Below are 12,900 nucleotides of genomic sequence, written 5' to 3' on the forward strand. Positions count from 1 at the left end.
CGAACAGCACTTCATGGCGCAGCAGTGGGCCCTGGCCGGCAACATCGTCATCGGGTGCGCGTACGCGGCGATCACCATGGCGATCCTGGGGCCGGTGGTCCGCGCGGGACAGCTGCGCACCAACCGGCTCGCCGTCGCCACGTCGATGATCTTCTTCAGTTGCGCGGTGGGGCACGCCCTGCACGCGGCGATGTACTGGCGGGCCGCGTACGAGACCGCCGCCATGCCCGGGATGCGGCACGCCGGCGACGGCTGGCCGTTGTGGCCCAGCGCGGCGTGGGACGTGCTGACCGCCGCGGTCGGCGTCTACTACTGGAGCCTGCGCCGCGGCTACAAGGTGCTGCTGGGCGGGTCGGGGGCGCTGTTCGAGGACACCGCCGAGCGGCGGCGGCGCCTGGACATCGACCTGCGCGAGCAGGCCGAGGCGGAGCGCGACGCGCAGGCGGCGATGGTGCGGGCGGTCATCACCAACAGCCAGTCCGCGATCTACGTGAAGGACCTCGACGGCCGCTATCTGCTGGCCAACGAGACGATCCAGCGGGCGTTCGGGCGTACGGAGGACGAGATCCTGGGCCGCACGGACGCCGACCTGTATCCGGCGATGGCGCCGGTGTGGCAGGCCAACGACCGGCGCGCGCAGGCCGGGCCGATCCACGTCGACGAGCGGCTCGACGTGGGCGGCGAGGTCCGGCTGTACGAGTCGAACAAGTTCCCCCTGTACGACGCCGACGGCACCCTGTACGCGGTGTGCGGCGTGTCGCTGGACGTCACCGACCTGCGCCGGGCGACCGAGACGGCGGAGGCGGCCCGGGACGAGGCCCTCGCCCAGTCGCGGGTCAAGAGCGAGTTCCTGGCCACGATGAGCCACGAGATCCGGACGCCGATGAACGGGGTGCTGGGCCTGGCGTCGCTGCTGATGGGCACCGAGCTGGACGCGTCGCAGCGCCGCTACGCCGCGGGGATCCACTCGGCGGGCAACGCGCTGCTGGGCGTGATCAACGACATCCTCGACTTCTCGAAGGTCGAGGCGGGCAAGATCGTGCTGGATCCGGCCGACTTCGACCCGGGGGCGCTGCTGGCCGAGGTGGCCGCGCTGGTGGCCCCGGCGGCGGAGGGCAAGGACCTGACGGTGGTCACCCGCCGCGGGCCGCGGCTGCCGGCGTCGGTACGCGGTGACGGCGGCCGGGTGCGCCAGGTGCTGCTGAATCTGGCCGGCAACGCGGTCAAGTTCACCGGCCGGGGCAGCGTGACCCTGCGCGCCGACCTGCTCGAGCAGGCGGGCGGCGGGCCGGTGGTGCGTTTCGAGGTCACCGACACGGGCATCGGGATCGCGCCCGGTGACGCCGGGCGGCTGTTCGAGCCGTTCACGCAGGCCGACGCGTCGACCACCCGCACGTACGGGGGCACCGGGCTGGGCCTGGCGATCAGCCGGCAGCTGACCGAGGTGATGGGCGGCTCGATCGGCGTGGACAGCGAGCCGGGCCAGGGCTCGACGTTCTGGTGCGTGATCCCGTTCGAGGCGGCCGCCGGTGACGTGGCGCAGCCGGCGCCGGACCCGGCCGGGCTGCGGGTGCTGCTGGCCTGCGCGGCGGGCGAGCGGCTGCGCCTGGAGGCCGACCTGCGGCGCTGGGGGTTCACCGCGACCGGGGTGGACACGGGCCCGGCGGCGATGCTGGCGCTGCGCGACGCGGCGCTGCTGGGCCGCCCGTACGATCTGCTGCTGCTGGACGCCGACCCGGGTGACGTGGACACCGAGGGCCTGGCCCGGGCGGTGGCCGCCGACGAGGCGATCCCGGCCGTGCACGTGGTGGTGCTCAACGAGGCGCCGCCGCCGGGCGCGCTGTCGCAGGTGACCTATCTGCCCACGCCGGTGCACCGTTCGGCGCTGTTCGACCTGCTCGCCCAGTGCTCGGCGGCGCCGGCCCGCACGCCCGGCGGGGCGCCCGCGGCGGCCGCGCCCGGTTCGCGGGGCACGGTGCTGCTGGTGGAGGACAACGACATCAACCAGATGGTCGCCGTCGGGGTGCTGACCAGCCTCGGGTACGCCGCCGACGTCGCCGGTGACGGGCTGCGCGCGTGCGAGATGGCCGCCGCCGGGCGCTACGACGCGATCCTGATGGACTGCCGGATGCCGCGCATGGACGGGTTCACCGCCACGGCCCGGCTGCGCGAGCGGGAGGCCGCCGGGGCGCCCCGCACGCCGATCATCGCGATGACGGCCAGCGCCCTGATGGCCGACCGGGAGCGGTGCCTGGCGGCGGGCATGGACGACTACCTGTCCAAGCCGGTGAACCCGGGCGAGCTGGAACGCGCCCTGCTCAAGTGGATCCCGGGCGCCCCGGCCCGGATCCGGGAGCCCGCACCCGCCGACGCCGGTGATCCGGTCCGGGCCCGGCTCGACGAGCTGGCCGGGGATCGCACGCCGCCGGAGCTGGCGCTGGTCGACCGGCTGGTGACCTCGTTCCTGTCGCGGGCGCCGCGGCATCTGGCGGCGCTGCGCGCGGCGGCGGCGGAGGGCCGGGCCGGGGCGGTGGAGGAGCAGGCGCACACGTTCAAGGGGGCGGCGGGCAACATCGGCGCCGAGGCGGTGGCGCGGCTGTGCGCGCGGGTGGAGGACGACGCCCGGGCGGGCCGCCTGCCGGAGGCGGTGCTGCTGGACGGTCTCGAAGTGGCGATCGAGCAGGTCGAGCAGCGGCTGCGCGCGGTTCTTGCCCGCTGAATGCCCGGGCGGCGTGCTGGCGTGAGTTCGGGGCCGGGCGCGGCTAGTCTCGGCGCGATGGCTGACGACGATGGTTCCTCTGCTGTGCGCCTGCCCGCCCAGGGCGGTGCGGTGTCCCCCGGCGGGCTCGAGACGGTCGGGGCGGTGGCGGTCGACGAGCACGGCCGGATGGTGGAGACCCGCCCGTGCGCGCATTGCGGGCGTCCGGTGCCGCAGCGGGCGTCGGCGGGCCGGCCGTTCCGCTACTGCCGTGACAACGACGGCGAGTGCCAGCGCGCGTCGCGCAACGTGCGGATGCGGCACCGTTCGTCGCCGGGCCTGGCCGGTGAGGTGGCCCGCACGTGGGAGGTCGTGGACCGCCTCGATCAGCTGGTCGGCACGCTGAGCGAGGCCCTGCACGCGGAGATGTCCCCGGCCGGGGTGGAGCGGCAGGTCGCGGAGGTGCGGGCGGAGACCTCGCGGCTGGTCGCGGCCGCGCACACCGACCGCGACGAGGCGCGCCGCGAGGCCGACCGGGCGCGGGAGACGGCCGCGGCGGCCGGGCAGGACGCGGTGGTGGCCCGCGCGGACCGGGACGAAGCCCGTCAGCAGGCGCAGGCGGCGCACCGGCTGGCCGAGACGGCGGCGGCCGACACCCGGCGGGCGGTGGCGGCCCGCGACGAGGCGCAGGCCGCGGCGAGTGCGGCGGGTGCCCTGCGGGTGCAGGCCGAGACCGACCGCGACGCGGCCCGCCAGGAGAGCGAGGCGCTGCGGCGCGCCCTGGAGACGTCGCGGCAGGAGACGGCTTCCGTACGCGCGGAGCTGGCCGCCGCTGCCCGTGAGCTCGAGCAGTCCCGCGCCGAGGTGCGGCAGGTGCGCTCCGGCGCCGAACGTGACGCGCAGCGGGCGGCCGCCGAGCTGGAGCGCGCCGAGGCCGCCCGGTCGGCAGCCGAGAGCGAGCGCGACACCGCACGCTCTGAACGTGACGAGGCCCGCACCGCCGCCGTCGCCTCCTCCTCCGCCGCGGCCGAGGCGACCAGTGCCGTGCAGGAAGCCCGCGCAGAGCTGGCGCAGGTGCGCGAGAGCGCCCGGGCGGAGGCTGACCGGTCGGCGGCGGCACGGGCCGAGGCGGCGCGCCGGCAGGCCGAGGCGGAACGGGCCGCCGCCGACGCGCAGCGCTTGGCGGCCGAGGTGGAGGCGTTGCGGGCAACTGTGGCGCAGGCCCGATCGGACGCGGACGCCGCGCACACCCGGGTGGCGCAGTTGTCGGCGCAGGTCGGTGATCTGGCGTCGGCGCTGGCGGCCAGGAGCGGCTGACGGGTTCCCCGCACGTCGGCCTTTACGTCACGGGCGGGCCGGGCGCAAGAGGCCGAGGCAGCGGGATCGGGCCGGGCGCGGTAGCGTTGAGCCTGGTGGTGACGGCACGGGCGGGCGGGGGACTTGGGCGTGATGTCGGGCGTCGCGATATCCGAAGATCTCGCAATATCCCGTAAAGTGGACCAAGGTCCACGTCAGGACCGGGCGGAGACGGCCGATAGGGGACCCTGCCGGTTACGCTCGAAGCGTTAACACCGCCGACACACGGCGGTCGCCTGGAATCTCGCGGCCGTCCGTTTCGTTACACCAACGGCAATGAGCACCACGAGCGAGGGGATAGCCGATCATGGGCGAACGCATGCTGCGCGGCAGCCGTCTTGGCGCAGTCAGCTACGAGTCCGACCGCAACACGGAGCTGGCGCCCCGGCAGACCCGCGAGTACCTGTGCGTGAAGGGTCACCAGTTCGAGGTGCCGTTCGCCGTCGACGCCGAGGTGCCGATCACCTGGGAGTGCAAGTTCGACGGCAGCGTCGCGCGACTGGTCGACGGCAGCGAGCCGGAGCAGAAGAAGGCGAAGCCGCCGCGCACCCACTGGGACATGCTGCTGGAGCGCCGCTCGATCTCCGAGCTGGAGGACATCCTCAACGAGCGCCTGCAGGAGGTCCGCACCCGCCGGGGCCGCTGACCGCACGTGCACGACAGCGCCGTCCCGCCCCTCACCGGGCGGGGCGGCGTTTCGCTGTGCCCGGCCCGCTCCCCGCGCGCCGGTAGTCCCCTTGCCCCGGCGCGCGGCACAGCCTCGACCGTGCCGGCCTCCCCGTCCCGTTCACGCGGGGCTCTGACGCCGCAGCCCGCGGGAGGTCAGCGCGCCGAGCCGCGCCGGCCCTCGCGTCCGGCCTGCGGGGTCAGCGGATGATCTCGCCCTCGACGACCTCGCCGGGCGTGATCTCACCGGCCGGGGCGCGGGTGGCCGGGCCCGGGGTGCCGGGAGCCGGATCGTCGACGGGGTCGGCCTGGTGGACGCGGACGTGGCGGGGGCCGAACAGGTCGCCGGCCACGGCGGAGCCGACGCGGCGCTCGGTGTAGCGGGCCACGCCGCGCCGGGCGAGCAGCCGCCCGGGCGGGAGGACGAGCAGCAGGCCGAGGACGGCGGAGACGAAGCCGGGGATCGCCAGCAGCAGGGCGCCGGCGAGGCCGACGAGGGAGTTGCTGACCTGGGCGCCGGGCGGGCGGCCGGCCTGGGCGGCGTCGCGGAAGGCGCGCCAGCCCTTGATGCCCTCGCGGCGCAGCAGGGCCAGGCCGGTGATGCTGGTGGCGAGCAGCAGCAGGATCGCCCAGAAGCCGCCGAGGGCGTGGACGACGCCGACGAACACGGTGATCTCGATGACGGCCAGGGCCAGCAGGGCCACCGGCAGCAGGGCCAGTCCTCGTCGCATGGTTGCTCATCCTCCCCGGGGCGCGGCACACGCCGGGCGTGTCACGCCGTGGCTTCCAGCATGACACGCCCGCGCATGATCACGGCCAGGTGGAGGGCTGCCGCGGCTTGCGGCCGAGCTTGGCCATCAGGGCGTCCTTGCGGGCGGTGGCCCCCCACACGGTGACCCTGAGCAGCTGTTCCTTGAAGATGTTGCCGCTCATCTTGGACACGCCGTGTTCGCGCTCGGTGAACGTGATGGGCACCTCGGCCATGCGGAACCCGCCGCGGTAGGCGCGCCAGGCGAGCTCGACCTGGAACGAATAGCCCTGCGAGGCGACGGTGGCCACGTCGATGGCGTCGAGCACGGCCATCCGGTACGCCCGGTAGCCGCCGGTGGCGTCGCGGAACGGCATGCCGAGGGCCATGCGGATGTAGATGTTGCCGCCGCGTGAGAGCAGCAGCCGGCGCAGCGGCCAGTTGTGCACGCTGCCGCCGGGGATGTAGCGGGTGCCCAGGACCGCGTCGGTGTCCTTGAGGGCGTCGAGCAGCTTGGGCAGCTCCTCGGGGGCGTGCGAGCCGTCGGCGTCCATCTCCACGACGGCGTCGTAGCCCTTGTCCTTGGCCCAGGCGAACCCGGCGACATAGGCGGCGCCGAGGCCTTCCTTGCCGGCGCGGTGCAGCACGAAGATGTGGTCGTCGGCGGCGGACAGCTCGTCGGCGATGGCGCCGGTGCCGTCTGGGGAGTTGTCGTCGGCGATGAGGATGTCGACGTCGGGGGTGGCCGCGCGCACGCGGGCGGTGATCAGCCGGACGTTGTCCGCCTCGTTGTAGGTGGGGACGACCACGAGGACGCGTCCGACCCCCGGGTATCCCTCCGAGCCCGCTGACGTCGGGTTCGCGTCGCTCACCGTTCCTCCGTACCGTTCCCTGAAGTGGCCGTTGCGGCGTGCGGGCGGCTGCCGGGGCTGCGGCGGCGGCGTCGCAGGGGTGCCGCCGCCACGAGGGCGAGCAGGGCGCACGCGACCGCCGCCAGCTCCGGCCAGTGTCCGAGCCGAGTCGCCAGCGTACGCGGTCCCCCCACGCGCATGTCACGCAGGACCACGGCCCCGACATTGAAGCCGGTCGCGGCGTGGACGGTGCCGTCCGTACCGGCAAAAGCGGACACGCCGACCGTCGACACCATCAGCGCCTCGCGGCCGTGCTCGACGGCCCGCAGCTGCACCATGGCCAGCTGCTGGCGCGCCTCGGCCTCGTTGAAGGTGGCGTTGTTGGTCTGCACGGCGAGGATCTGCGCCCCGCCGGTGACCGTGTCACGCACGATGTCGTCGTAGGCGACCTCGAAGCAGATGACATCGCCGACCGTGGCGGCCGGGGTGCGGATGACGCCGGGGTGGTCGCCGGCGAGCATGTTCTGCACCAGGTCGACCTTGTCGGTGACGATCCGCGCGATCGGGCGCAGCGGCATGTACTCGGCGAAGGGCACCGGGTGCCGCTTGTAGTACTTCTGCGCCAGATCCGGCCCGGTCACCGGCTGCCACAGCAGGCCCGCGTTGTAGATCTCGCCCGGCGTGTCGGTGCGCACCACCGTGCCGACCAGGATCGGCACCCCGATCGCGTTCGCCGCCGACGAGATCAGCTGCGCCGCGTCGGCGTTGCGCAGCGGGTCGATGTCGCTGGAGTTCTCCGGCCACACCACCAGCTCCGGCCGCTTCGCCACCCCGGCGGCGACGTCCGCCGCCAGCTTGATCGTGGCGTTGACATGATTCTCGAGTACGGCCGCCCGCTGCGCGTTGAAGTCCAGGCCCAGCCGCGGCACGTTGCCCTGCACGATCGCCACGGTGCTCGTCTCCCGGGCCGGGGCGGCGGTGGGCACCAGGGCCGGCCCGGCGACCAGGACAGCGACCGCCACGGCGAACCCCGCCGCCGCGGGCAGGCTCTCCCGCCGCCGCCAGTCGCGCCACGCCAGCGCCGCCAGCGCACCCCCGGCCGCCCCGACCGCGAAGGTCACCAGCGGCGCGCCCCCGGCCACGGCCAGATGCAGCGCCGGGGCGTCACCCTGGCTGAACGCCAGCCGCCCCCACGGGAACCCGCCGAACGGCGCCCGGTCGCGGGCCGCCTCCTGCGCGGTCCACAGCAGCCCGGCCAGCAGCGGCCACAACGCCCGCCACCGGTCGGTCAGCGGGCTCAGCCACGCCGTGGCCAGCCCCAGCAGCCCCAGATAGGCGGCCTGCGCCACCGACAGCAGGATCCACGGCAGCCAGCCCGCGGCGATGCGTGTCCAGTCCAGCAGCGGCACGAACAGGATCAGCCCGGCCACGAACCCGATCCCGAACCCGGCGCGCAGCCGCCGCCGGTGCGTGGCCGCCGCCAGCAGCGCGACCCCGGCGGGGGCGAGCCACCACAGCCCGTACGGCGGCAGGGCCAGCAGCAGCGCCACCCCGGCCAGCGCCCCCAGCGGCAGCGCCGCCCTCAACGGCAGCGGGCGGGGGCCGGCGGGCCCGGGGCTCGCCGCCACGGGCTCGGGGCCGGCGGCGGGCTCGAGTGTCACGGAACTCACCCGCGCGAGGCTACTCGGCGCCGGTCACGAAACAGTCGCCGCGCCCGCATCGCCCGCCCGCGCCGCCGGGCCATCGGGACGCGGGCCGGTGCGCACGAGGGCAGTGATCCTGCGCGCAGAGGCAGCCCGCTCGCCGGCCCCGGGCGGACAAACCGCCTTGCGTGGGGTACGCGCGTTTCGTGCCCGCGCGGTTTGCGCGTTCGCTCAAGTCGCCCCGCGTGGGGTGCGCGCATCTCGTGCCCGCAAGTCGCTCCGCGTAGGGTGCGCGCATCTCGTGCCTGCGCGGTTTGCGCGTTCGCTCACGAGCTGGCGGTATGGGAGGGCACCCGGGCTGGCCGCGCGGGGACGGGCGCGGCATGCGGCAGGGCCCGGCCGCGCGAAGACGGGCGGGGAAGGTGCCGGGACGGAAATCGGGGCGTGACCGTGGTGGTCACGCCCCGATTGCTCCCAGAGATCCCCTCCGGGCCGGACGGCCAGGCGGGCGGCGCGAGACCTTCGGACCGGCCCGGCACGAGCCGGCTGCCCGTGTCGTGCCGTTGTCTACTGGTCTCGCCGCCCGCTTGGCCGGGCCGGGAAGCACGCGGCCGGTCCGCGCCGCTCCGCCGACCCCCACCCCCTGGACCTGGCGTACGCGGCGGCTCGTTCGGGTCTGCCGTGCGTGGCCAGTGAGCGAAGGAACGAAGCGAACAACAACCGCTTCCCGGAAAAGGACCCGTCGACGGTACGTCCTCACCCTCCCGCCCTGTCAACCGGCGCCCCCGTCCCCGGGCGTGTCGTTTCCCGGGCGTGTCACCCGCACGGCACGCGCGCGTCACCCGGGCGACGCCTGATCCGGGTACAGCCCGCGCACCAGCCCCCGCGCCGCCACCGGATGCTCGGCGGCGAGCAGACCGGCCGCGGCCAGCACATAGTCGGCGTCGATCACCCGCCGCGCCGCGCGGGGCAGCGCCCACCCGCCGGCCGTGTCGCCCAGCACGGCGTCCAGGACCGGGCCGCCGCCGCCGTGGCGCAGCACGCCACCGGATCCCACGATCAGGCGTACGTCGCGCAGGTCGCGTCCCCCCGTGCGGGGCTGTCCCGGCCCGGCCGAGTGCCCCCGCGCGTGCCGCCGCACCGCGATCACCGCGGCCGCCGCCGCCAGCCCCACCGCCGCACCACCCGACGGCGGCGAAATGTCCCATTTCTCGGTGGTGGCGGCGGCCCGGGTGCCGGCCGCGGACGCGTTCACGCCCAGGTCGCCCTCCACGGTCCGCGCCCGCCACCACGCCCCGGCCACGTCGCGGCGCGGCCCGGTCGCCAGCTCCGCGTCCGGCAGCAACGCCGAGTACACGTCCGTCGTCGCCCCGCCCACGTCCACCACCAGAACCCCGCACCCGGCATGATCGGCGAGCAGCTCCACCCCGGCGAGCACCGCGTCGGGGGTCGCCGCGCGCACCAGCGACGCGAACCGCCGCCCCCGCGACAGCTTCTTCCCGCCGATCACATGGGCCAGGAACACCTCCCGGATCGCCGCCCGCGCCGGCCCCGGATCGAGCACCCCGATGCGCGGCAGCACGTTGGCGGTCACCGTCGCCGCAGGCAGCCGCCCGGTGACGTACCCGGCCGCCGCGCTGTTGCCGGCCGCGACGACCGGCACCCGGATCCGGGCGGCGGCCAGCCGGTCCGCGTTGTGCCGCAGGGTGTCCTCGTCCCCGCCGTCGGTGCCCCCGACGAGCAGGATCACGTCCGGGCCCGCCGCCCGCAGCGCCCGCACCCCGGCCCCGTCGAGGCGGCCCGCGTGCACGTGGACCACCTGCGCCCCGGCGGACAGCCCGACCCGGTGCCCGGCCTCGGCGGTCACGAGGGGCTCGTAGCCGACCACGGCCAGCCGCAGCCCGCCGCCCGCCGACGAGCACACGTACACCTGGTCGGTGCCGGAACCGCCGACCGCGGTGACCGCCGCGTCCAGGCCGTGCAGCACGTCGGTCGCGGCCGTGGTCGGCACCTCGGCCCGCGCGAGCAGCCGCCCGTCCCCGGACACCCGGCACGCCTTGGTGTACGTGGACCCGACATCCACGCAGACGATCACCGCGCCCCGCCCCGCCCGCGCGCCGCCGCGCAAGAGCAAACCGCGCGAGAAGAGGGCGCGCGGGAGCAAACCGCGCGAGAGGAGGCCGCGCGGCCGCGAGCTGCGCAAGAGGAAACCAGGCGTGAGGAAGCCGCGCGGGAGGAACAAAAAGCCGCGCGAGAGGAAGTCGCCCGGAACCGAGTCGCGCAAGAGGAAGAAGCGCGGGGGAACGTCATGCCGGCGGGGGCACGACGACGGTCCCGGTCGCGGTCACCGCCACGATCGGCGTCTCCAGGACCGCCGCCCGCGAGCCCTCCCCGCCCCGGCACACCACCGCCGCCGTGAACTCGATCCGCCGCGACCGGGTGCCCATCCGCACCACCCGAGCGGTCACCTCGAGCACGTCCCCGGCCCGCACGGGCGCCCGGAACTGCACGTCGGAGTACGACGCGAACAGCCCCTCGTCCCCGTCCAACTGAATGCACACGTCCGTCGCCACGTCACCGAACAGGCCGAGCGCGTACGCCCCGTCGACCAGATTGCCGGCGTAGTGCGCGTGCGCGTACGGCACGTACCGCCGGTGCGTCACCGTGATCACGATCGGTCTCCTCCGAGCAGGGCGTGCACCAGGTACGAGGCGACCTCGCGGGGCGTGGTGCCGCGCCCGAAGATCCGGTCGACGCCGAGCTCGGCGCTCATCAGCTCGTCGAAACGCGGCCCGCCGACCACCAGCAGCGGCCGCCGGTGCGCCGGCAGCGCCTCCCGGAACGCCGCCGCCATCGCCCGCGTGTTGTGCAGGTGCGCGTCGCGCTGGGTCACCACCTGCGACACCAGCACCGCGTCGGCCTTCTGGTCGACGGCGGTCTGCACCAGATCCGGCACGGACACCTGCGCGCCCATGTTCGTCACCGCCAGCTCCCGGTAGTACTCCAGGCCCTTCTCCCCCGCCACCCCCTTGACGTTGAGGATGGCGTCGATGCCGACGGTGTGCGCGTCGGTGCCGATGCACGCCCCGACCACCGACAACCGGCGCCGCAGTTTGCGTTTGACGATCGCGTTGACGTCCTTGGCGCTCAGCAGCGGGTAGTCGCGCTCGGCCACCTGCACGGTGCTCGTGTCGACCAGGTGACTCACCCGCCCGTACACGACGAAGAACGTGAACGCCTCACCCATCGCCTTGGCGTGCACCAGCATCGCCGGGTCCAGGCCCATCTTCGCGGCCAGCTGGATCGCCGCGCCCTCGGCCCGCTTGTCGTGCGGCAGCGGCAGCGTGAACGACACCTGCACCATGCCGTCGCCGGTGGTGTCGCCGTAGGGGCGCACGATGCTCACGCCGCCTCCACCGGGTTGAAGTAGTCGGGCGCGTGCGCGGCCACCCCGTCCAGGCCCTTGCCCCGGTCGGCGGGCCGTTTCATGATCCCGAACGTGCCGGAGGCGATCGCGTCGAGCAGCGACCTGTCCGCGATCTGCCCGAGCAGCTCGACCGCCTCGCCCAGAACCTGATGCGCGCGCTGCTGGATGAACCCGCCCGGCGCCGGCACGAAGTCCTCGTGCAGCTTCCCGGCCCCCTCCAGCACGTAGCGCACATTTTGCAGGGCGATGTCCCGGTCCGACAGCCACGGCGTCACCACCGCCTCGGTCATCATGCCCACCAGCAGGATCCCCTGACCGGTCAGCACCCCGGCCAGGTTGAAGAACCCGTCGAGCAGATTGCCCCGGAACACGTCCCCGGTCATGTGCTTGGTCGGCGGCATCCACTTCAACGGCGCGTCCGGGAACAACTCGCGCGCCAGCAGCGCGTGCGCCAGCTCCAGCCGGAACGACTCCGGCAGCTCCGGGTTGATCTCGAACGCGTGCCCGAGCCCCAGCTGCCAGTCCGCCAGCCCCGCCTCGTGCGCGAAGAACTCGTTGAGCAGCTGCGACACCGTCACCGTGTGCGCCGCCTCGACCGCGTCGGCCGTGGTCAGATAGTTGTCCTCACCGGTGTTGATGACGATCCCGGCCCGGGCGTGGATCTGCCGCGAGAACCGCTGATCCACGAACGTGCGCACCGGGTTGATGTCCCGGAACAAGATCCCGTACATCGAGTCGTTGAGCATCATGTCCAGGCGCTCCATGCCCGCCAGCACCGCCATCTCCGGCATGCACAACCCCGACGCGTAATTCGTCAGCCGCACATAGCGGCCGAGCTCCCTCGACGTGTCGTCCAGCGCCGCGCGCATCAGCCGGAAATTCTCCTGCGTGGCATACGTGCCGGCGAACCCCTCGGTGGTCGCGCCCTCAGGCACATAGTCCAGCAGCGACTGCCCGGTCGAACGGATCACCGCGATCACATCCGCCCCGGCCCGCGCCGCCGCCTGCGCCTGCGGAATGTCCTCATGGATGTCGCCGGTCGCCACGATCAGATAGATCCACGGCCGGCGCGGCGCGTCCCCCCACCGGCGGATCAGCCGCTCCCGCTCGGCCCGCCGCCGATCCACCAGCCGCAACCCGCCACGCACCGCCCGCGCCGCCGCCCGCCGCGCCGCCGCCGGACGCTCCGGAATCCGGAACGACACCGCCCCGGCCGCCGCCTTCTGCGCCAGCACCGTCACATCGTCCAGGCCCTCACGCAGCAACGCGTCGAACACCGGCACCGCCACCCCGTGCGCCAGCCCCACGTCGGCGACCACCGCGTCGGCCAGCCGGTTCACCCACGGAATGCCGTCGGAATCCGCCCCCGCCACCCCGGCCAGGCGCAGCACCGCCCGCTCCACCGACACCGTCGTGTGCGAGCGGGCCAGGTCCACCACCGGCTGCCCCGCCCGCGCCGCGAGCGCCCGCGCCCGCGCCACCACGGCGGGGTCCAGCCCCAGCTTGCCCAT

Annotated in this window: 10 protein-coding genes; 3 read left to right on the top strand and 7 right to left on the bottom strand. The window is 74.7% G+C overall.

All coding sequences use genetic code 11. The features are described 5' to 3' along the window. The first annotated feature begins 13 nt into the window (after nucleotides 1-13). The 3 genes from RAN62_RS05445 to RAN62_RS05455 all read left to right on the top strand — a co-directional run bounded on the left by RAN62_RS05445 (nucleotide 14) and on the right by RAN62_RS05455 (nucleotide 4,700). On the top strand, nucleotides 14-2,719 hold the full coding sequence (locus RAN62_RS05445) for a PAS domain-containing hybrid sensor histidine kinase/response regulator (protein ID WP_305783350.1): 2,706 nt from the start codon (nucleotides 14-16) through the stop codon (nucleotides 2,717-2,719). 57 nt (nucleotides 2,720-2,776) lie between these two features. Next, nucleotides 2,777-4,015 carry a coiled-coil domain-containing protein gene (locus RAN62_RS05450; protein ID WP_369077141.1) on the top strand — a complete coding sequence of 413 codons (1,239 nt, stop codon included), beginning with the start codon at nucleotides 2,777-2,779 and terminating at the stop codon, nucleotides 4,013-4,015. 346 nt (nucleotides 4,016-4,361) lie between these two features. Further along, nucleotides 4,362-4,700, top strand: a complete 339-nt coding sequence (locus RAN62_RS05455) for an RNA polymerase-binding protein RbpA (RefSeq protein WP_305783351.1) — start codon at nucleotides 4,362-4,364, stop codon at nucleotides 4,698-4,700. Between the two features lie 220 nt (nucleotides 4,701-4,920). Here RAN62_RS05455 and RAN62_RS05460 read toward each other — a convergent pair whose 3' ends face one another. The 7 genes from RAN62_RS05460 to kamD form a co-directional block, all read right to left on the bottom strand. Next, nucleotides 4,921-5,451, bottom strand: coding sequence for an FxsA family protein (locus RAN62_RS05460; RefSeq protein WP_305783352.1), 531 nt, complete (start codon nucleotides 5,449-5,451; stop codon nucleotides 4,921-4,923). 79 nt (nucleotides 5,452-5,530) lie between these two features. Continuing rightward, the gene (locus tag RAN62_RS05465) at nucleotides 5,531-6,340 is read right to left on the bottom strand and encodes a polyprenol monophosphomannose synthase (protein ID WP_305783353.1); all 810 of its coding nucleotides are present in this window, start codon (nucleotides 6,338-6,340) and stop codon (nucleotides 5,531-5,533) included. Next, entirely contained in the window at nucleotides 6,337-7,980 is a 1,644-nt protein-coding gene (gene lnt / locus RAN62_RS05470; RefSeq protein WP_438874473.1) for an apolipoprotein N-acyltransferase, read from the bottom strand. The genes RAN62_RS05465 and lnt overlap by 4 nt, the downstream gene beginning before the upstream one ends. Before the next feature lie 820 nt (nucleotides 7,981-8,800). Beyond that, nucleotides 8,801-10,054, bottom strand: a complete 1,254-nt coding sequence (locus tag RAN62_RS05475) for a glutamate mutase L (RefSeq protein ID WP_305783707.1) — start codon at nucleotides 10,052-10,054, stop codon at nucleotides 8,801-8,803. Nucleotides 10,055-10,268: 214 nt separating this feature from the next. Beyond that, a complete protein-coding gene (gene kal / locus RAN62_RS05480; protein WP_305783354.1) occupies nucleotides 10,269-10,634 on the bottom strand; it encodes a 3-aminobutyryl-CoA ammonia lyase in 366 nt (121 codons plus the stop codon). Next, nucleotides 10,631-11,368: a lysine 5,6-aminomutase subunit beta gene (gene kamE / locus RAN62_RS05485; RefSeq protein WP_305783355.1), complete on the bottom strand. Its 738-nt coding sequence runs from the start codon at nucleotides 11,366-11,368 to the stop codon at nucleotides 10,631-10,633. Before kamE ends, kal begins: the two co-directional genes overlap by 4 nt. Next, entirely contained in the window at nucleotides 11,365-12,900 is a 1,536-nt protein-coding gene (kamD, locus tag RAN62_RS05490; protein WP_305783356.1) for a lysine 5,6-aminomutase subunit alpha, read from the bottom strand. The genes kamE and kamD overlap by 4 nt, the downstream gene beginning before the upstream one ends.

The organism is Symbioplanes lichenis (assembly GCF_030709675.1).
GTDB classification, from domain to species: Bacteria; Actinomycetota; Actinomycetes; order Mycobacteriales; family Micromonosporaceae; genus Actinoplanes; species Actinoplanes lichenis.